Origin of the sequence: Microbulbifer sp. THAF38, assembly GCF_009363535.1 — a bacterium.
Lineage (GTDB): Bacteria > Pseudomonadota > Gammaproteobacteria > Pseudomonadales > Cellvibrionaceae > Microbulbifer.
On the sequence record NZ_CP045369.1, the window covers coordinates 4,070,601 to 4,091,030 of the forward strand.

The 20,430-nt window shown below is 52.4% G+C and carries 14 protein-coding genes; 5 read left to right on the top strand and 9 right to left on the bottom strand.

Features of this window, described 5'->3' with window-relative positions:
- Positions 1 to 51: 51 nt before the first annotated feature.
- The gene (locus tag FIU95_RS17610) at positions 52 to 5,229 is read right to left on the bottom strand and encodes a DUF748 domain-containing protein (protein WP_152455040.1); all 5,178 of its coding nucleotides are present in this window, start codon (positions 5,227 to 5,229) and stop codon (positions 52 to 54) included.
- 259 nt (positions 5,230 to 5,488) lie between these two features.
- Here FIU95_RS17610 and selD point away from each other — a divergent pair, with 259 nt between their 5' ends.
- The 3 genes from selD (at position 5,489) to cobB (ending at position 10,173) form a co-directional block, all read left to right on the top strand.
- Positions 5,489 to 7,774 carry a selenide, water dikinase SelD gene (gene selD / locus FIU95_RS17615; protein WP_152455042.1) on the top strand — a complete coding sequence of 762 codons (2,286 nt, stop codon included), beginning with the start codon at positions 5,489 to 5,491 and terminating at the stop codon, positions 7,772 to 7,774.
- Between the two features lie 182 nt (positions 7,775 to 7,956).
- Positions 7,957 to 9,264, top strand: coding sequence for an NAD(P)/FAD-dependent oxidoreductase (locus FIU95_RS17620; protein WP_152455044.1), 1,308 nt, complete (start codon positions 7,957 to 7,959; stop codon positions 9,262 to 9,264).
- 204 nt (positions 9,265 to 9,468) lie between these two features.
- Positions 9,469 to 10,173, top strand: a complete 705-nt coding sequence (cobB, locus tag FIU95_RS17625; protein ID WP_152455046.1) for a Sir2 family NAD+-dependent deacetylase — start codon at positions 9,469 to 9,471, stop codon at positions 10,171 to 10,173.
- 19 nt (positions 10,174 to 10,192) lie between these two features.
- Here the strand turns inward: cobB and FIU95_RS17630 are convergent, their stop codons facing one another.
- Both FIU95_RS17630 and FIU95_RS17635 read right to left on the bottom strand, forming a co-directional pair.
- Positions 10,193 to 10,762, bottom strand: a complete 570-nt coding sequence (locus FIU95_RS17630) for a histidine phosphatase family protein (RefSeq protein WP_152455048.1) — start codon at positions 10,760 to 10,762, stop codon at positions 10,193 to 10,195.
- Positions 10,763 to 10,942: 180 nt separating this feature from the next.
- Complete coding sequence (locus tag FIU95_RS17635) at positions 10,943 to 11,419, bottom strand: DNA binding protein (protein WP_152455050.1); 477 nt, start codon at positions 11,417 to 11,419, stop codon at positions 10,943 to 10,945.
- 546 nt (positions 11,420 to 11,965) lie between these two features.
- Between FIU95_RS17635 and FIU95_RS17640 the strand changes: the two genes are divergently transcribed.
- The gene (locus FIU95_RS17640; RefSeq protein WP_253868726.1) at positions 11,966 to 12,412 is read left to right on the top strand and encodes a CBS domain-containing protein; all 447 of its coding nucleotides are present in this window, start codon (positions 11,966 to 11,968) and stop codon (positions 12,410 to 12,412) included.
- Positions 12,413 to 12,414: 2 nt separating this feature from the next.
- On the opposite strand, the gene FIU95_RS17645 is transcribed toward FIU95_RS17640, so the two are convergent.
- Together FIU95_RS17645 and FIU95_RS17650 are read right to left on the bottom strand one after the other, a co-directional pair.
- Positions 12,415 to 14,271: an SLC13 family permease gene (locus tag FIU95_RS17645; protein WP_152455052.1), complete on the bottom strand. Its 1,857-nt coding sequence runs from the start codon at positions 14,269 to 14,271 to the stop codon at positions 12,415 to 12,417.
- Between the two features lie 243 nt (positions 14,272 to 14,514).
- A complete protein-coding gene (locus FIU95_RS17650) occupies positions 14,515 to 15,111 on the bottom strand; it encodes a hypothetical protein (RefSeq protein ID WP_152455054.1) in 597 nt (198 codons plus the stop codon).
- Positions 15,112 to 15,920: 809 nt separating this feature from the next.
- Between FIU95_RS17650 and mnmH the strand changes: the two genes are divergently transcribed.
- Positions 15,921 to 17,012, top strand: a complete 1,092-nt coding sequence (gene mnmH, locus FIU95_RS17655) for a tRNA 2-selenouridine(34) synthase MnmH (protein ID WP_152455056.1) — start codon at positions 15,921 to 15,923, stop codon at positions 17,010 to 17,012.
- A gap of 108 nt (positions 17,013 to 17,120) precedes the next feature.
- Here mnmH and FIU95_RS17660 read toward each other — a convergent pair whose 3' ends face one another.
- The 4 genes from FIU95_RS17660 to rlmD all read right to left on the bottom strand — a co-directional run bounded on the left by FIU95_RS17660 (position 17,121) and on the right by rlmD (position 20,395).
- Positions 17,121 to 18,050, bottom strand: a complete 930-nt coding sequence (locus tag FIU95_RS17660; RefSeq protein WP_152455058.1) for an SDR family oxidoreductase — start codon at positions 18,048 to 18,050, stop codon at positions 17,121 to 17,123.
- A 14-nt stretch (positions 18,051 to 18,064) separates the two neighbouring features.
- Entirely contained in the window at positions 18,065 to 18,448 is a 384-nt protein-coding gene (locus FIU95_RS17665) for a VOC family protein (RefSeq protein ID WP_152455060.1), read from the bottom strand.
- A gap of 54 nt (positions 18,449 to 18,502) precedes the next feature.
- A complete protein-coding gene (locus FIU95_RS17670; RefSeq protein ID WP_152456446.1) occupies positions 18,503 to 18,871 on the bottom strand; it encodes a DUF2750 domain-containing protein in 369 nt (122 codons plus the stop codon).
- A gap of 159 nt (positions 18,872 to 19,030) precedes the next feature.
- Positions 19,031 to 20,395, bottom strand: coding sequence for a 23S rRNA (uracil(1939)-C(5))-methyltransferase RlmD (rlmD, locus tag FIU95_RS17675; protein WP_152455062.1), 1,365 nt, complete (start codon positions 20,393 to 20,395; stop codon positions 19,031 to 19,033).
- Between the last annotated feature and the right edge of the window lie 35 nt (positions 20,396 to 20,430).

The window sequence follows — 20,430 nt, forward strand, 5'->3', positions numbered from 1 at the left end:
GTGTATTCTTTCCTTCTGACCTAGTAGTAACTTGGCAAATATGCATCAACGTTAATTGGAAAATTCGACCCTTGGCTCACCGAAATCTCGCCCCATATAATCCGGAGCACAGGGGATCAGCTCCGCCGCAGGAATGCCAGCGTCAATTAAGTAGCGTTCAACCTTGCGACTGCGCTCCAAAGCGAGCTTCTCAAATTCTTCTCGCAAGATAATGGGTGGCCTACGATAAAAATTAGACAGGAAACGACGACTACCGCGCAGACCAATGGTGGAGTTGGGATACATTGCATTCCAGTCCCTGGCATTGGCAATTCCACATACCCCAGGACGGGCATCTGGGTGTTTGTGCAGCACTGCCACCATTTGCTGAAGCTGTGCCAGGGCTAAACCGGTTAACTCCGCACTACCTGGAGCAAAGTCGATAGAATCAAATGACTTAGCCATAAACCGCCCCCAAGCCAATTTACCCAAAAGATAAATACCATAAGGGGTGAAGTAACTAAATAGTGCATCCATGATGGCTTTTTGCAGAAGCTCACTAAACACATATTCCATGGAAAACTTGGGATCACGAATATTACCGGTAACCGGCATACCAAACTTTACATTCCCTTTTCCATCTTTCAGCAACCAAAGAGCAAGATTCAGGGGAATAAATCTCTTTTTAACCGACAGTTGATCGTCTTCTCGCACTCGCCGAACTTTTATTTTTTCCAGCACGACATCGGCAAAGGCATTCAGTTGATTTTCGTGGACATGGATGTTAACCACAGCGTCCATCTGCCCTTGCAGTATCTTGAAGCCAAGTAGTTTGGCCATATAGGGGGTAGCCGGTATCATATTTACATTGGCCAAATAACCGGTCAGATCTGCATTCCATTTTTGCTGCCCAAGATAATCAATCGTCCCAGCCAATTGAATATCGCCAAACCCACCGGGACGGCCGTTCGCCACTACAACAGCTGGAGGATGTTCTCCCAAATTACTGATATCAGTGAGATTAAGGTTTATATCACGCACCGGCAGGCGAGCGCGGAACTCATGCTTTCGGTCTACCCAAGTAAAAGTGCCGTGGCGCAAATAGATATCACCTATATGATAAGAAAGTGGCGGCCGCAGTTTTTTCTTCCGGTGGATATATTGATTAATCGGTATGCCACGCAGCTCAGCAATTTCCCAAGTCACAGGAAACTGGCCCTGCTCATCTCTCAACAAGATAAAGCGTGGCTTCAGGAAATCGATAAAATCAATCGTTAGCAACTCCTTACGTCGATCAAAACTTAAGGCTTTGATATGTAATAGCCTGAAGTCCCCAACAGTACTATGGCGTTCAAATTCTGGGACGCCAGGGTCCCGATTAAAAAAGTGGAAATGTACGGCTTCTCCCCAGGCAAAATACCACTCTTCTGAATTCATGGAGAAGTGTGAAACTTCAATACGTTCCCCCTCCACCAGCAATTCGCCTTTTGGCGAAAAGAGATCAATATTCTCAACTTTAAACAGGGACAGCGTTAGCCCATGTGCTCCACTAAAATTACCATCTAGATCAACAGCTCCGAATTTAAGGCAGTGACTGCCTTGGTCAAAGTAACCGGCGGGAATACAACTAGCGATATCCAGGAGGCGCAGTTGTTGTACCCCTAAGGACCGGTCTCCAAAACGCAACTGTTCAACCTGTAGTCTCTGGGTTTTTAACAAGGGAAGAGGTAGACCTTGAGGAAACCCCGCTTCGTGCATTTGTATTTCTGCCACACTGATGTCTCTGAGCAGAAATGTTCTCCCTGTTGATGCCTGCAGGCTTTCCATTCCCCCCAAACGCAACTGCCCCATTTGATAACACGGAGCAAACTTTTTGTCTTTTAACAGTCCGGCAGGTAAACAGCCACTGACATTCTGAATCCTTGCCAGCGACTCACCTTCAAAAGAGATATTATCCAGTTGAAAGCTGGGAATTTTAATAGGTGGGGTATTTTTTCGGGGAATTGAGAGGCCGGCCAAGTGCAACGAACCCTTAAGCGCAAAAGGCTTTTTCAGAGATATGTGCTGTAAACCGGGCATATATAGCTCATCTATGCCATAACACCGCCGTGTATCCCCGGCTCTAGATCGCTCAAGCCGTTCAATTGTCACAGTCTTGCCAGAATCCGGCAGGCAGATCCGCGTATTGATAACCTTTAAATCGGTAACGGAAAAATCCTTTCCGCCGTTCCAATTAAGCCCCCCCCAGCTCAGCTTTTGCAGGCCAGCTTGAAGGAAGTCTTGACCTTTTTGCCAGAAGGCGATTGGACCAGCTTGTACCGTGCCAAAACTTAGGCGGTCAATACCCTGGTCGAAACCAATACGAATTGGGTTCCCAGTAAATTTTATCTGTGGGGTTTCAATACAATCAGCTAAATTGGCTCTATCAGCCCCACCAGGCATTAAGCGCTGCAAACCACAAACTAAGATGTTATCGATAGATAAATCATAGAGATCGATAGAGCCTGGGGAAAAGTAGATCTTTGGAATTTCTAGCTTTGAGAACTGCCAGAGGGGCTCAGCAGAGACTGTACGGGTAAACTTAGTCTCCCCCAAAACCATGCCACTATTATTGATTGAGTGTAAATCCCGACTGAAAATACAGTGCGGTAATTTTTCTTGTATTCCCTGTTGCTGTGGCAGACAAGCTTGCAGGGATTCTGCAGACAGTTTTTCAAACTTTATTTCAGAAGAAGCACTGCCATTGCGGGACCATAGAAACTCCAGAACCGGCAGAGAGAGTTTCTGTACATTCAGAGCGGCTACATCGTCCCGCCCAAGCAATTGAACCTGGGCAATACTGGAGTCATTTAGGTTAGCCGATGCCTGTTGGCGACCAAATTCAAAATGAAACGCCTCGCCAAGTTGAAGTTCCTGAAAATCAATACAGCGAATATGAATATCAGAGAAAACCGCTATATCGGGTAGGCAGGTGTATAAGGTCTTTAAATCACTCCCCGGCAGGGCTATGTAAGTGCTGAGTATGGCGGCTTCTGAGTGGCGGATTCTTACCAGTGGCAAATTCAGGTTTTTTATATTTAGTAGGGAGCGATTGTGTGCTGTGTGCGCTAGGGCCTGCTCAAGAGAAACCTCAGAGGTGGCGATATCAATGCCTCCACGCCAGGCTATGCGAAGCGGCTGCAGTTGACGAAAGTCACGCAGGTCAAAGCAAGTTGGCATTTCTTCAAGAGGAAGTGAGTCGCGGTAGATTATGCGGGCCCAAGAATCCGGCAGGCAGCCGTCTAGACGCAGTAAGCTGGCACTTTCCAGCTTGAAATTTGGCGCGTCCACGCTGGCTATTTGAGTACTGGACAGTGGTCCTTGTTCCTCGAGACGCCCCTTCTCAGTGCCGTAATCCGCTTCAGTTGGGCCAATATCCGATGCCATGGCGTTAGCGGCCCAGGGGTCTTCAACCGCTTCACGGCGATAATAACCGGCACCGCTGGCCATTTTTTGCAGTAAAAGGCCCTTATTGCCACTGGGGCTGTCTCCCAGCATCAGCCGCTGCACCCCCAGTTTGCCAAAAATGGCATAGCCGTCCTTACCGGGTTGCAGAGCAAAATTCCCCTGCCCCCGCAGACTACTCAGCTGGGCACACAGAGGCCCCAGGCCCTCCGGCAGCAAGCCACGCGATAGACAACCGGATAGAGATTCCAGGGAGAAATCTTGAATGGAATAAGGCGTATCGGATGCCAAAGTGTCAATGCCGCCCCATTGTAATTGACGCAGTTTCAGTTTTTCCTCCGCCAATCCCTTCAACTGCATCTGCCCAAGATACAGTGGCCCACTGGCAAATCCCCAGGGAATCGACTTTGGCTGCGAACCAAAGCGCAGCGCCACTTTTTCCTCTCCACGCAGGCCCGCCAAACGCACACAGTGGTCGGGCTTATTCCACAACTCACCAGGTACGCAGCCACTGGCATTATCGACCGATAAACTGTCCACCGAGAGAACTCGGCTGGACATATCGAATTTCAGCGAACCCAACTGGGCCTGCTGTGCCGTTAGGGGCTGCCTGTGGGGTTGTGCCACATCCAGGTAGCGAACCTGTTGGGCATGGCTGGGCCCTGTGGCTATTTTTAGGTGCTGATTCCAGTCAAACTCGGTGGGCCCGGGGAGATTTAGGGTGGTGGCACGCACACAAAAATGATGCTCAGCATTGCGCAGGTGTTGTGGACACCAATCAAAGGCGGTAGCGCCTGCACGTCGCCACCGCAGCCGTTTGATTGGACGGATATAATCAAAATCGCGAATGGCGATGGTTTCTGCACGCCAATCCTGCCAGCGCTGATCACTGCGCCGCAACAAAACCCCTTCGCCGCGGGCGCGGCGCCACTGCGCCATGGCTACACGACCAAAATCAAACTTTAAGTCCCCTGCAGCTCGCAGCGTACGCGCTGCCGCACAATGACCGATCAAGCGTTGCAAACCGCGAATCGCATCGGCCCACTGCTGCGGTGGACAACTCGAGAAATATTTAGCCTGAAAGGCATCGGCCTCGGTGAGTAGACTGGGCCAACGAAACTCTCCGGCCTTTAAATGAAAATATGCCAAGGTGGTGTTATATCGTACAGAGTCTCTCTCTCGAGCTAACAATTCGTGCAATTCAATTTCTGCAGCGGCAATATCCACTTTGAGGGGAACATTCCCCTTACGCCACAGACCCAGGGTAAAATCCCGCGCCCGTACATCGCCTAAATAAACGCAGGAAGCCGTCGACCAGATGGGTCTGTGCAAATAGCAGAGCTCGCTATTACGTATGCGTGCCGAACCGATTGTCAGTTGAAAATCCCTATCCTGCCGTTCTCCCTGGGTCAGGTTCCAGCCGCCCAGCTCCCAATCCCTTTGTCGATCTCCAGGAGTGGATTGCAGATCTATGTAAGCGCCGCTGATCGAAGCCCGCGGCAGATTGGCGCGACCACGCAGCAACTGCCACCAGCTGTAGTCCAGCAGGATTTCCTGGGCGGAAAAACCTCGCCCCTCGCGATTGATTGCACGCGAATCGACAACCAAGACACTTAGATCCAGCAGAGACACACGGAAGTGTTGCGCCTGAAAATCCAGCCCCCGCTCGGCCATCCATGCGCTGGCCTTATCGCGTACCAGACCGGAAAGCACCAGAGATAGCCCTTCGAGCAGCAATAACGCGCCAATCAGCCACCACAGCAGATGACGAAAGCGGGCATTATGACGGGCAGGCTCTGTTGGCATTAGAAAAATAGCGCCGCGAAATGAATTGAACGCAAGCTGCAACGACAGCTGAGCCCATAAAGTAAAGACCAGCCCCGTTGTTTTTTTTACCCTGACGCTGCGATTCGCGATAATGAAAGTTGACGTCGTGCTATCAGTCTCGCCCCAACTCACGCTGTCTAATATTTATCCAGAAGTAAATTTGCGCGGCGGGAGAAGTTGGCTGGCGGGCAATGGCTTTACCCCAGCAATCGTTCCAGAGAATCAGTAGTGAGCAAAAATGCAGGAGCACCCTAACTACCAGGATATCGTTCTGGTCGGCGGCGGCCACGCCCATGCCATAGTGTTGCAAATGTGGGCTATGAATCCGTTGCCGGGCGCGCGCCTGACGCTGGTTTCCCCGCAGATCCAAACCGCCTATTCAGGCATGTTGCCGGGGATGGTGGCGGGCCACTACTCACTGGATGATACGCATATTGACTTGGCGCGCCTGTGTCGCGCTGCCGGTGCCCGGTTTATTCAGGCCTGTGCCCACCATATCGACGTAAAAGCCCGCACGGTCTCTCTGCTCGGGCGCCCCCCACTGGAGTATGACCTGCTATCCCTGGATGTCGGCGCCACCCCAGTGCGGGAACTGCCAGGTTCTGAGCTGGCCATCCCTATTAAACCCATCGGGCACTTCTACAACTTCTGGCAAAAGTTGCAAAAGCACGTACAAAAAAACCGAACGCCCCTGCGCCTCGGAATTATTGGGGGCGGTGCCGGCGGCTGCGAGCTAGCCATGGCCATGGCTCACAGCCTAGAGGAACAGCTCTATTCTGGGCGTGTGCAAATTCACCTGATCCACGCCGCCGACGAAATCCCCCAGGGCTATCCATTCCTCGCACGAAAATTAGTAGCGCGAGAACTCCGTAGCCTCGGGGTAGAGGTACACCACAACTGGACCGTGGCGGAAATTAACGAACAGGGCGTGCGTAACAACAGCGGCGATTTATTGGGGCTGGATCAGGTGCTGCTCACCACCAATGCCTGTGCCCCTCCCTGGCTGGCGGACTCACAGCTTGCGCTGGACGGCAAAGGCTTCGTTCTAGTAGACAGCAAACTGCGCGCCCAGGGGCACCAGGAAATCTTTGCCGCCGGCGATGTGGCCAGCTTTTCCGCAGGGCCGCTGCCCAAGGCCGGTGTCTACGCGGTGCGTCAGGGACCCGTGCTCTTCCATAACCTGCGCGCGACTCTCACCGGGCGCCCACTGAAGCGCTATCGCCCGCAGAAGCGCTTTCTCAGCCTGCTGTCCTGTGGAGGCAGGCGTGCTGTAGCGGTGCGCAATGGAGTTGCCGCAGTGGGCGCGCCACTTTGGCGCTGGAAGGACCATATCGACCGCAGCTTTATGCACCGTTTTAGCGATCTGCCCGTCACCATGGAAGAGATGCCGACCGCGCAACCCCAGGAGATACTGAGCCAACGCGAAGGCATTTCTCTGGCGAGCATGCGCTGTAATGGCTGCGGCGCCAAAGTGGGCCCGGAGGTATTGCGCCGCGCCTTGGCCAAATTGCCCGCGCAACAATCCGATTATCTGTTGCGCGGTCTCGGGGATGATGCCGCCGTAATGGACTTACCTTCCTCACAGTTATTGGTGCAAAGTTCCGATCAACTGCGTGCCCCAGTTGCCGATCCTTGGCTGTTTGGAAGACTCGCTGCTTTGCACGCACTCTCCGATCTATTTGCCATGCATGCGCGCCCTGTAAGTGCGCAGGTATTGGCCACCCTGCCCACCGCAGCAGAGGAAATTACCCAGCGGGATTTACAACAACTGCTCGCTGGTGCGATTTACGAACTCAATCGCCATCACTGCGTACTATCCGGTGGCCATACCGCCGAGGGCGCGGAACTGCAATTGGGCCTCACCGTAAATGGCTTGGCCGAGCGGGAGCAATTACTGGAAAAGCGTGGAGCTCATCATGGGGACTGCCTGATATTGAGTAAACCTCTGGGCATCGGCACCATTCTCGCCGCCGAGGGGATGGGGGAAGCGAAGGGGCGCTGGCTGCAGAAGGCACTGGAAACCATGCTGCACAGTAATGCAGCCGCCGCCGGAATATTCGCCCAGCACGGCGCTCACGCCCTCACCGATGTCACCGGCTTCGGCCTGCTCGGTCACCTACTGGAAATGCTGAAACCCGATGGACTCGGTGCCACGCTGATCGCCGAGCCACTGCCGTTAATTCCCGGTGCCCGCCAGTGCATTGAGCGCGGCTGGCTCTCCAGCCTGCAGCCGCAAAATGCCAGCGCCTACGCTTATGTGGAAAACCCGCAGGAATGGCAATCCCTGCCACACTGGGCACTGCTCACAGATCCACAAACCTGTGGTGGCCTGCTCGCCTCAGTGCCTGCAGACAGGGCTGAGCCCTGTGTGCGCGCACTACTGCAGAGTGGTTGCAGCCAAGCTGCCATCATCGGTGTGATCAGCAGTAACGAGAATCCACAACCAAAGGTAAGCCTGCGCAGAGATGGCCACTGGCGGCAGTTACTTACCCGCGATAACGAAGCGGAACACAGCCAAGTGTGATAACCCCACTTTTCCTCCAATTTTCATCGCCACTGGTTAGGGCCTGTTGATACCAATTGCTATCACTGCCAATGCAGGGGATACTGACGCCAAAACAAGCGCCAGCAGCCAAGTATTGCGGCGATAGGTCTTCACAGATCGGGGAGTCGGCTTATTAGCAATCGACAGGAAGACCACCCACCATGAAAAAAATTGTGATCGTCGGCGGCGGCGCCAGTGGACTAATTCTGGCCACGCGGCTCGGACACTATTTCAGCCTTACTCCAATTCTGGGGAAAAGGCGCAACTCCCCCGCAGCGCAAGTCACTCTGGTCGATAAAAGTCGCACCCATATCTGGAAACCCCTGCTCCATCAGGTTGCCGCCGGCGCACTGGACGCCAATATGGACGCCCTCAACTACCAGGTTCACGCTCGCGCCAATGGCTATGAGTTTCAACTCGGCGCCCTGCAGTCCCTCGACAGAGAGCGCCGTGTAGTCACCCTGGGTGCAGTGCTGGATGACGAGGGCAATGAACTGGTGCCCCCCCGCGAGCTTGAATACGACTATTTAGTGCTCTGTATTGGGAGCAAATGCAACGACTTCCACACCCACGGTGTGCGCGACCATTGCGTTTTTCTCGACAGCAGTGAACAGGCACAGAAATTCCACCAGCAGCTTCTCAATCACTTTTTGCGCCTGGAGACCCACACCAATAAAAATTTGCAGATCGCCATAGTCGGTGGCGGCGCTACCGGGGTAGAGCTATCGGCAGAATTAGTCGGCGCCAGCAAGCAAATGGGCAACTATGGGCGAATCAGTGCCGACGCTATTGATATCACTGTCATTGAGGCTGGGCCGCACCTGCTGCCGGCCCTTCCGGCCCGCTTGGGCAATAACGCCGAACGCGAACTGAGTAAAATGGGTGTCCGCGTACTCACGGGTTGCAGTATCGCCAGTGCCAGTGACTCAGGTCTCACCACCGGCGATGGCAGGGAAATTCCCGCAGCCATTCGCGTCTGGGCGGCAGGGGTCAAAGCGCCGGAATTCCTCAACCGTCTCGACGGGCTCGCCACCAATCGCCTCAACCAGATAGAAGTGAAAACCACTTTACAGAGCCAAAGTGATCCACACATTTTTGCCATAGGAGACTGTGCCAGTTGCATTGATGGTGACGAGCAGCGGGTACCGCCACGCGCCCAAGCGGCACAACAGATGGCCAAGCTCACCGCCACCAACCTGATCGCTCTGATTGAAGACAAGCCATTAGGGCATTTTTACTATCGGGATCGCGGTTCACTGGTCTCCCTGAGTAAATACACTGCGGTGGGAAATTTGATGGGCACCCTGGTAAAAGGCAGCCTCACCATAGAAGGGCGAATTGCCGGACTTGCCTACCGCTCCCTCTATCGCATGCACTTGGCAGCTATCCATGGTTGGCCAAAAGCCATGCTGCTCTATTTGATCGGTCAGGCCAACCGCGCAGTGAGCCCCCGTCTAAAATTGCATTGATAAAAAAATTATTAAACCCATAAAAAGGGCGGCCTATCCAGGCCGCCCTTACTTTTAAACCTACAAATGTTCACAGATCGTTTCACATTTTTACCCTCCCCCAGGTAATTTAGGTTTTCTGGCTTCAGGTAAAATATTTTTCTACGTAAACTAACCAATATATGTTTATCTCTTAATCACCGCAGATTGGCGACATTTTTTCCTATGCAATATCAACGTATCGTAGTGCTGACCGGTGCCGGTATTTCGGCGGAATCCGGTATCCGAACTTTTCGCGGGGTCGATGGCTTGTGGGAAAACCAGCGTATAGAAGATGTCGCCACTCCCGAAGCCTTTGAACGCAACCCACAACTGGTGCAGCGCTTTTATAACGAGCGCCGCCAACAGCTACTGTCTGGTGCTATAGCTCCCAACCCGGCCCATCGAGCCTTAGCCGAACTGGAAAAAGAATTTTCCGGAGACTTTTTATTAGTTACCCAAAATATCGATGACCTGCACGAACGCGCTGGCAGCAGCAACCTGATCCACATGCACGGTGAACTACTCAAAGCGCGCTGCAGTGTCAGCGGCCAGCTATTTTCCTTACAGGGGGAGTTACAGGTGACGGATCGTTGCGACTGCTGTGGACTGTCCGGCACCTTGCGCCCCCATGTGGTTTGGTTTGGGGAAATGCCATTGCAGATGGAGACTATTTACGCAGCTTTGAGTCAGTGCGATCTATTTATCAGCATCGGTACCTCTGGCAATGTCTACCCGGCGGCCGGTTTTGTGGAGTGCGCTAACCTCGCGGGTGCGCACAGTGTGGAATTAAATTTGGAACCCAGTAGTGTGGGGGATGCCTTCGCCGAGCACCGCTATGGGCCTGCCTCGAAGATTGTCGGCAGTTTTGTACAGGAGCTGCTCGGCTAGGAAGAATATCCGTTGAGAACTACTGGGTTTCCGAGTGCTCGGCCATTTTGTTTTCTCTACTGTCCTCACCGTAACGTTGTAGCAGGGTGGTCACCTGTCCGCGATCACGAATTACAATATAGAGTCGATCATATTCATCCGATTCCCTGATCGGCGCACCCTGCTCCCCTCCGAGCAGCGCCACCATCTCCGAGGTAGTGTTACTATGCCCCACCACTAAGATACGATCACCAGCCTGCTCCAATTCCATAGCAAACTCTTTTAGATTGCGATAATCATAGCTTTTAATCGTTAAGCCCCGCTGCTCGGCCAGTGGGCGGGCGGTTTCCTTGGTGCGAATAAAATCGGTGCTGTACACCGCATCAATTTCCACACCCTCGAGGATCCGAGCCAATTGTTCAGCGCGCGCTTTTCCGGCCTCTGCGAGTTGCGGATCTCTACCGGCATCCGGCCCCCGCTGTTTTTCCCCATGGCGCACCAGATAAATCACCTGGCTACTGGTATTTGATGGTGCGGTATCCGCCCAGGCATTGAGCCCGCTCAGGGTTGTAAAACAAAAAACTAGCAGGCCGATGATTCGGGTAAACACAGAAAAACTCTCTCAATCCAATCATTGGCCGGAGGTTATGCAAAAGATATTAGGGAAAGTAAACCCGTATTCGATGAAATACAGGAAAATGCGTTTAATTTTTAAGAAGTGTAAAGATAACTGTGGCGAGAAGTATCCAGCACCGGTATTACCGGTACTGGATAGGGAGCCAGAGAGGAGTTAGATCTTCCACTCTTTCACGGTTTCCAGACCGTATTCATCGATCCACTGGCTCAGCGCTTTAGGATTGCGCTTTTTCTTTTCTACAGTGGCACCGGTATAAGGGTTGCGGTAGTGACCGGTTTCCAGCTTAGGCTCGGCAGACTTGCTGGCAGCAGCGGCACGGCGGCCGCGACGGGGGGTATCACCCTCTTTTTTCAGGTGACGGGCCACACGAGACTTAAGAGTCTGTACGTAGTCTGGAGCGTCTTCATCATTCAGCTGGTCTACCAGCCACTCAACGACCTGACGGCCACGTGCAACGAAGAATTCCTCTTCTTCCATGTGGTATTCGGCGGCCAGATTAACCAGCGCCTTATCAAAAGCAATAACGCCATCTTTTTTGCGCTCTGCCTGAGCCATTTGCTCTTGCAGTTCTTCTATTCTTGCCTGGTGTTCGGCAATTTGTTGTTCGAGTTGTTCGTATTCCTGGAACATTCAATAAACCTCAACGACGGTTATTAAAAATACAGAGTAAACACTGTGGCGGAAACCGACACAGAGTCGAGCCCGGTTATTCGAAATATCAAAATTGTTAACAGCACCACTAGCCGATTACAGGCGGTTAAATGATGTTATATTCGGCATATTACGAATTAGCCGAATGCAAAAACGAGATATCGTTGCACCGGTCGACTCCAGTGCTAGATATGTTCGGCAAATACATTATTTAAAGCTAGCCGACTTCAGCCATCTCCGGTATTGAACCCGAAACACTGATTATATTTCTCGGCTGAGGTCGCGAATAATAATCTTTCGCCAACAAATATCAACTGTTTACGCTCTATCATTTGAATATAATAGGATTCTTCGCTCTTATCGCTAACAAAGTGTAACAAAGGCGGCGATATCTGCCTCAACAAAAGGATATTCAAACACTCCTGTTTTGGCTATATTGTATCTGCAGTCGCCAATTGCAAATTATTGCACAGACTTTTGTTATAGCACCCATTGCAAAAAACCATTGGATAACCACTGTAAGCTATGTCCAATACCCACAATATCCATCATATGCCCACTCTAGCGGCACTGATGACACCTTTCCCCTACCATATTGATATCGATGCCACGGTCGAGGAAGCCCTCGCGCTGATGGAAGAGCACAAGGTGCGCCACCTACCGGTGACCCGCGCCGGTGATCTGGAGACGGTTATCTCCAAAGGGGATATCGAAAGGGCCAATGCACCGGGACACCGTTTGGAAGAGCAGCAACTGTATGTCCACGACTTGTGCGCGCGCCGCCCTTTTATTGCCGATATCCACGATCCATTGGATAAGATTCTCATGGCCATGGCGGATACCGGAATCGGCTCGGTGCTGGTTATGCGCGAGGGGGAACTGGTGGGTATCATCACAGTGACCGATATCCTGCGCTTTTGCGGCAACTACCTTGCGGAGCTGGCGCAACCGGTGGACGACTCCATCGCCTGAGCTCAGAGTGGCCATACCCACAGCAGCATAGGGATACTCACAACCACCACCAGTATCTCCAGGGGCAGGCCCATGCGCCAGTAGTCGCCAAAGTCAAAACCGCCCGGCCCCAGGATTAGGGTATTGTTCTGGTGGCCCACCGGCGTGAGAAAGGCGCAGGATGCACCGATCGCCACCGCCATTAAAAAGCTATCTGGATTCACCGCTAATTGCTCGGCAGTACTGATGGCAATTGAGCACATCACCGCCGCGGTAGCCACATTGTTCATAAAGTCCGAAAGGGTCATAGTGATGATTAATATCAAGGCCAGAGCCACTACCGAGCTACCCTGAGCCAGGTTATCCAGCAGTACTTGTGCCACCAGATCCGCCGCGCCTGTCCTCTCTATGACCTCAGCCACAGCGATCAGAGTGCCCAATAAGACAATCACCGATCCATCCAGAGCCTCGTAAATATTGCGCAGTGGCACAACTTTCAGCGCCATAAAAGCCAGCACACAGGTGGCGAATGAGACTGCTGCAGGCACCAAACCAAAGGCCGCCCCCGCCACTCCCAACGCCATGGCAATCAGGGCGATTGCGGCCTTCTCTTTATTGGGCATGCCGATATCCCGTTGGGCCAAAGGCACACAACCCTGATCCCGTGCAAAGTTGCTGAGGTTGTCATCGGGGCCCATCATCAACAGGGCATCGCCCGCTTGCAGCGGTGTTGAGCGCAGCCGCCGCACGGAACGACGTCCCCGTCGGGACAGGGCGAGCAGATTGATCTGATAGCGGGTCGAAAGGTGTACAAACTGAATCGAGCGCCCCACCAGGAATGAATCGGGCATCACTACCAGTTCGCGAAGCTGCATTTCCTCGCCAGCGGGTACGCCCTTATCTTTATCCTGATCCTTTTTCCGTCCATCAGTATCCTCCAGTGGTTTCGCGCCGCCGAGCTGTACAACAACCTTTTTGTCCTTTTCCGTCTCAGTGCCGCCTACCATTTTCAGCCCCAGCCTGGATAAACTGGCAGCCAGGGATTCGGGCTCGGCCTCAATCACCAGAATGTCCCCGCTTTGCACCCTCTGCCAGGGAGCGACCGCCGCGACCCTGGCATCGCTTTGCACCAACCCAACCACCTGTGCATCCTCGGCACTCAGCACCTTGCCAATTTCTCCCAGGCTCTTACCCACGGCCGCACTCTTTTCCCCGACCAGAGCCTCAGTTAGGTAGGTTCCTGTGTCAAAACTGGCCGCACCCGTCTGGCCACGACCGGGCACTAGGCGCCAACCCAGCAGGCCGATAAACAGCAATCCCACCAGAGTCACCACTAAACCTACCGGTGTGAAATCGAACATGCCGTAACTACCAGCCCCCGCGCTATCTCGGAAACCAGAGACCACCAGGTTTGGCGGCGTACCGATCAGGGTGGTCATGCCACCGAGAATGGTTGCGAAAGACAACGGCATCAACACCTTACCCGGGGCCAAGCCCTGTTTTTCCGCCATATCCGCCGCCACCGGCATCAACAGCGCCAAAGCCCCTACATTGTTCATAAAGCCGGATAAGAGAGCACCGAGCCCGGTAAGCAATAACATGGATATTGTGATGTTGCCGCTACGCGGTACTACCCGCTGAGCCAGGGCCCCCATAGCGCCAGTATTCTGCAGGCCGCGACTGAGAATCAGCACGCAGGCCACGGTAACCACAGCGGGATGACCAAATCCAGCAAAGGCTTTTTCAGGAGGGATTAATCCGAAGAAAACACAAACGAGCAGGGAAGACAGCGCCACCATATCGTGGCGCCAAGGCCCCCAGATAAACAGCACTATCGTAATCGCGAGAATGATTAAAATCAGCAGCTGATCGAGGGTCATATAGAGGAGCGCCTAATGCAACGCACAGGGAAATTCCCACAGGGCGACTTATTCAGGGTATACAAGGATTAAGGCTAAAGAGGAAAAATGGCGCCAGAACACTGGATTCTATTGAGAGGTATTTGTGCCGAAATTTACTTCTTCTGCCTTTATCAACGAAGTAAATCGTTCGGAATAGAAATAACGAGAAAGAGTTTCAATCGCACATCCCTGTGCGGTTTGGGGCCAGCGTTGCTGTCCTAATTAAGCTAAGGTGAAGGTCACCGCCCGCTCCTCAAGGGGGTAAAACTGGGTACCCACCTTGATACATACCCGCATAGTACTGCAGGAAAACCAACCTCGATATCCCGTTACCTGGAGGCTCCCGTGCGTTGTAGCCATCCTCTGCAACAGGCGCTGGGCCCAAGGTCTCAGTTTTTCGCCGTCATAGCCCGAACCACAGGCACACACATGAAGATTTACGAAATTGGCGGGTAGTCCCTCTTTAATCAGGGTGCTCGCCAATTCTGTTGGCGTGTAAGTTTTCCATTCCCCCCCAGTCCACTTCGGCGTTCCATTTACATACACTTTTTTCTGTACATTTTTTCCCACAGATCGCTCAGCACCGATCATTTGACCATCCGGCGCCCCCGTTCCGTGCGTAACAATATAAAGGGTATCCTCTGGCCTCAATTTACTGAGGCACTTATCGACCCAACGATACATCGCTTTCCCAACACCAGAAGTTACCTTATTCGCAAGTATCTGGTTTACTGGGATATTCCAAGCCCCAGCCAAACTCTTTGCGTACTCCTGCATTTCATCGCTATTAATGGGAATATAAATATAACTTTTTGCCATTATAAAACTTCCCTGGGTCACTGATGTTTCTAAAGGCAGTTAAACCCGTAGTAATCAATCATTGGTATAAATGATCGCCTCTATTTAACCTGCCATTGATCTCAGCCCCAGCTTTAATCAACCTTGATAATAATTAGGACTTTTGGGTACCCCCTTAAGCCTTCTTTAAGTTAGCCATATAAATACCGCTAAAAGCCAATGAAATTTGCAAAACGGAGTTGTCATAACGCGACACAGACTGAGGTTATTGATTGTTTATCTTTTATAGCTGAGGGTTTTGGAGCTCCAAACTCAATAAATAAACAATTTCCATTAACGATAATAACTATTCAAGAGTAACTTCAGGAAATTGGTAAATTGCTTAAAGATTAAGAGGGTCTTTAATCTTTGTTGTTAAAGCCCATAGTAGAGAAGAGCATTGGAAATGAGCCATTATTTAATCGCAAATGACTGGAAACTTTTTATTTTTTGATTTAAAGCTTTAGATTTAAAGCCCTAAAAGTGCCTCTCCAAAAAAGGGAATACCGGATTTTAATGAGCTTAAAATCTACCCCTTAGTACCACTAGTACCACGCTACCACTTCCATCGAGAATTCAAGCAAATCCTGGTTAGTTCTCGCTAACCTACCGGCATGACTGGGAACGCCTACCAAAAGGCTTTATTCAAAGCGTACCGACTCACTCCCAACTCCACATCCAAACTTATGGGTAAGAAAGCATCAAGGCGCGTTACAATTTGAGGACCAAACCTGCAATGGACAGGTCTGGGTACTTTACTCTCACCGCTTCAGAATTTGTGGAGACTCTCATTGCGGCACAATACTGCGAATTACCGGGCCCTTTTCCTAAACGATATTCCTCTACTGGATGTGCGTGCGCCGGTGGAATTCCAACGTGGAGCCTTTCCCTGTGCGGAAAATCATCCGCTATTGGATGACCAGCAGCGTGAGTTGATAGGTACCAAGTACAAGCAACAGGGTCAGCAAGCTGCTATCGATTTGGGCTGGAAGCTGGCCACTCCGGAAGTGGTTGAGCAAAGGCTGCAAAATTGGACTGCATTTATACATCGCCACCCCCAAGGTTATCTCTACTGTTTTCGCGGCGGCCTGCGCTCGCGCACTACACAAAAATTATTGCGGGAGATGGGAAGTGATTACCCATTGATTGAAGGTGGCTACAAAGCCATGCGCACTTACCTACTCAACGAGCTGGACAACCTAAGCCAAAAGCTGCCGCTAGTCGTAATTGCCGGTCATACTGGCAGTGGCAAGACAGAACTGATCCAGGGCAGTGAACGTGCACTCGATCTGGAGGGAATTGCCCAACACCGCGGCTCCAGTTTTGGGCGCACTGGTTGTGAACAGCCATCTCAAATCGATTTTGAAAACCAAGTAAGCATCTATTTACTCAAACTTTCCCAAGCAGCCGGACCCGTTTTTATCGAAGATGAAAGCCGACTTATTGGCCGCTGTGCCCTGCCCCCGATACTGCAAAGTGCCATGAAAAAAGCTCCCAGAGTCCTGGTGGAAGAACCTCTGGAACAGCGGGCTCGGCGTATTGTGTGCGATTATGTGAGCGAGTCCCTGCCGCGCTTTAAAGCTACAGAAAAACCCGCGGTTGCCCTGGGGGAAGACCTGCGTAACAGCCTGAGTAAAATTCGTAAACGTCTCGGTGGGTTGCGCTATCAGATGTTGGATGCACAACTGGCCGATGCCAACCGGGAGTTACAGCACAGCGGTAACAGTGAGGTCTATATCCCGCTCGTTATGACACTGTTGCGGGAATATTACGATGGCAGTTACAACTACTTGATGGAAAAGCGCGACAGCACCATCCTGTTTCGCGGAAGTTTCTCCGAAGTGAAAGAGTGGCTGCAACAAGCGAGTGCAACTGCTAGTTAGTAACTCTTAAAACTAAGTCGGTATTTTGCCGTGGCGCATTGCGCTGTAAAAAATTGCTTGTCCAAGAGGTAAAACCGAAGCTACGACCCAGCGGCCTGTAAAAATTAATTAAACCTTGTGGGCCAAACGGTGCAACTTAAAGCGACGCAATAAAATCCAGTCTCGCAATTTATGCGGTAACCAGCGCGCAAGCCAGGGCAACAGGCGGCTGCGATTGCCGATACGCACCAGTGTGCGCGGCCGTTTACGCAGAATTTCACGTACTAACTTACGCGCCAGGGAACTGGCCAGGGTGGCATTTTGTTGAGATTCCTGCGCGCGTGCGCGCACCACCTCTTCCTGGCGCTTATACATTGAATCTGGGGGCAAGAGACCGCGCAGTGATACTTCCGCGTGGCGACCAAACTCCGAGGCAATAGCCCCAGGCTGTACCGTCATAACGCGAATCCCAAAAGGTTTTAGTTCCAGGCGCAAGACTTCCGAGAGCGTGTGCAGGGCCGCTTTGGAAGCGCAGTAAGCCCCGGAGAAAGGAGTAGCCAAAACACCGGATACGGAACCGATATTACAAATTACAGCCCCCTTACCCGAACGCATCAACGGCACACTGGCGCGCGCCAGTGCCAGCGGGGCAAATACATTGGTGCGAAACTGATTTTCCAGGGAGCGGGTATCCAGTTCCATCAGCGGGCCCATCTGCCCGTAACCGGCGTTGTTGATCAATATATCCAGGCGACCATAAGCGGCCTTGAGAGCGTGTAGCACCCGGTTAATATCTGCCTGGCTATTAACATCCAGAGCTTCGGTGGCGATCCCCAGATCTGCCAATTCCTGCAGGCTTTCCGGGCGCCGGGCGGTGGCGATAACAATTGTGCCGCGGCGGTGCAAAGCCAGGGCCAGCTCGCGGCCAATACCACTGGAACAGCCGGTAATCAGTGCGACTCTATCGGGCGCCACATAACCCCGGCCAATTTGCGCAAGGCTCTCTGCGGCAAAGCTATCGGGAGATTTTCGGAAACTGGATACTGGCGGTTTGTTCACGGGGACTGCTCCGTTTACTGGTTCGAACCCTCCGACACAGCCTGGGGTTGTTCAATCAGGCCAATAATATTGCCGTAAGGATCGAGAAAACTCGCCATCAGTACGCCCTCGCCAACATCCACCACATCGCTGTGTTGTCGCGCACCCATGGCTCCAAGACGCTCGACTTGCGCGGCCATATCCGCAACCGCCCAGTAGGCGATCACCCCGTCCGCACGGCTGATCGCGCTGCGCGCATCCGGATTCAGGCCCAGTTCACAATGGCCGAGATGGAAACCCACATAGCAATCGCTATCGAAATAGGGCTCCTTCTGCAGCAGCTGCGTATACCAGGCACGGGCCTCCGCAATATCTGTTACACCGTAAATAACTGTATGCAAGCCGAGAAACTGCTCCATTGAGACACCCTGTTGTTTAATTTTTATCCGCTGGGTGGGGCACTCTGGCGCAGCTTATTGCAGCTCCTGCTCCAGTTGCTCCAGCAGGTCGATGGGTTCCAGCTCCACACCGTCCAGCTCATCGTTCCAGTTCAGCCCCACCAGCAGGACATCCTCGTGCATACCGGTGAGCCAGTCATCCATAAATTCTTCCAGGTCGATAGCCACCGCCTGGTAATCCGCCCAATCGCCCTCACAGTGTGCCTGGGCAAATTCCCGCTGGGACCAAAAGGGCATCACCTCGGTCTGTGGGCGCTTTTCGGATTCGCACAACGCAAAGCCCTCTTCCCCCTGCAGCGCCCAGACGCAGCCCTGTTCAGCGGCCTCCGGTAAAAAGCGTGCGCAGTTTTCTTCAAAATCGTCAGTTAAGGGTTCGCTTTGCATAACATCTTCGCTTAATAAGTTTGCCAGCAGTTTACGCCAGTTTGCCCCCCGCACCAACGCAAAGACCACGGCTCTGGCATCAGGCAAAACTGCTTTACTTCCATCCCCCAGGACTTTTTAAATGACATACAGGGACGGAATAAAATTGAATAAATGGTTTTAGGAATCCAGCTCAAATACCGCCATAGATTCCACATGGGACGTTTGCGGAAACATATCCATGACACAGGCCTGCTTAAGACGGTAACCCAGATGAACCAATTCCCCGGCGTCCCGCGCCAGAGTCGCCGGGTTACAGGACACGTAAACAATTTTCTGCGCCTTGAAACGGGCGATACCACGCACCGCCTGCAAGGCACCATCGCGCGGAGGGTCCAACAAAATTTTATCGAAGCCACCGCTGGCCCAGGCCTTTTTCACCATTTCCTCATTCAGGTCGGCAGTGTGAAAGCGCACGTTGTTCAGTCCGTTAAGTGCGGCATTTTCCTTGCCTCTTTGGGTGAGAGCGCCAACGCCCTCGATACCGATAACCTCCCCGGCACGTCGCGCCAATGGCAGGGTGAAATTTCCCAGTCCGCAGAAAAGATCCAACACCCTCTCGCCGGGTAGCGGGTCCAGTAACTGCACAGCACGGCTCACCATCTGTCGGTTGACCTCGAAATTCACCTGGAAGAAATCCATCGGCTGGAAGTGCAGGCTCAGGTCAAATTCCGACAGACGATAACTGAGGTAATTCTCGCTATTCTCTGGCCACAGAGGCTGAATCGAAGCCGCATCACCAGGTTGTATATACATGTGTATACCTGATGATTTAGCGAAGCCCAGCCAGCGCTGCCGATCCCCTTCCGATAAGGGCTGTAGGTGGCGCAATACCAAGGCCGCCACATCATCACCGACCGCCACTTCCAACTGGGAAAAGTGCGTGCGTCCCTCGCTCTCCGCCACCAATTGCTTTAACGCGGGAATATGTTGAGCGATAGAAGGGTGCAAAACATGGCACTCATCAATATCGGTCAAATCATTGCTGCGCTTTTCGCGAAAACCAAAAACGAGTTTTTTGCCTTTTGCCGATTTCACCTGGCGAATACCGATACGCGCCTTGCGCCGATAGCCGTAAGGTTCAGCCAGCAGAGGAGGCAAAATTTCCTCGGGTTCAATACCACCAAAACGAGCCAGCTGATCCAACAATATTTTTTGTTTTTCGACAATTTGCGCATCGTCCTGCAGGTGTTGCAGGGAGCAGCCCCCGCACAGGGACACATGGGGGCAGCGCGGTTCACAGCGCAGTGGCGAAGCCTGAATTATCTCACTGGCAACACCTTCATCGAAGCGAGCCCGATGAGCGCTATAACGAAAACGCACTTCTTCTCCAGGCAGGGCGTTATCGATAAATACTGTTTTTTTACCCACACGGGCGAGACCGCGCATATCGTGGCTGAATTTTTCCACACAGGCTTCTGCCTGGGTGGGCAAAGGTTTTTTTACCGTTTTGCGCGGAGTGATAAAACGCGGTTTTCTGCTCATAGGAAATTACTGAATGATCAAAACAACTGAAATCA

What these genes read in the sequence shown, in the direction of transcription:
- FIU95_RS17610 (WP_152455040.1), bottom strand. Translation starts at nt 5,229, where the DNA reads ATGCCAACAGAGCCTGCCCGTCATAATGCCCGCTTTCGTCATCTGCTG.
- selD (WP_152455042.1), top strand. Translation starts at nt 5,489, where the DNA reads ATGCAGGAGCACCCTAACTACCAGGATATCGTTCTGGTCGGCGGCGGC.
- FIU95_RS17620 (WP_152455044.1), top strand. Translation starts at nt 7,957, where the DNA reads ATGAAAAAAATTGTGATCGTCGGCGGCGGCGCCAGTGGACTAATTCTG.
- cobB (WP_152455046.1), top strand. Translation starts at nt 9,469, where the DNA reads ATGCAATATCAACGTATCGTAGTGCTGACCGGTGCCGGTATTTCGGCG.
- FIU95_RS17635 (WP_152455050.1), bottom strand. Translation starts at nt 11,419, where the DNA reads ATGTTCCAGGAATACGAACAACTCGAACAACAAATTGCCGAACACCAG.
- FIU95_RS17640 (WP_253868726.1), top strand. Translation starts at nt 11,966, where the DNA reads ATGTCCAATACCCACAATATCCATCATATGCCCACTCTAGCGGCACTG.
- FIU95_RS17645 (WP_152455052.1), bottom strand. Translation starts at nt 14,271, where the DNA reads ATGACCCTCGATCAGCTGCTGATTTTAATCATTCTCGCGATTACGATA.
- FIU95_RS17650 (WP_152455054.1), bottom strand. Translation starts at nt 15,111, where the DNA reads ATGGCAAAAAGTTATATTTATATTCCCATTAATAGCGATGAAATGCAG.
- FIU95_RS17665 (WP_152455060.1), bottom strand. Translation starts at nt 18,448, where the DNA reads ATGGAGCAGTTTCTCGGCTTGCATACAGTTATTTACGGTGTAACAGAT.
- FIU95_RS17670 (WP_152456446.1), bottom strand. Translation starts at nt 18,871, where the DNA reads ATGCAAAGCGAACCCTTAACTGACGATTTTGAAGAAAACTGCGCACGC.
- rlmD (WP_152455062.1), bottom strand. Translation starts at nt 20,395, where the DNA reads ATGAGCAGAAAACCGCGTTTTATCACTCCGCGCAAAACGGTAAAAAAA.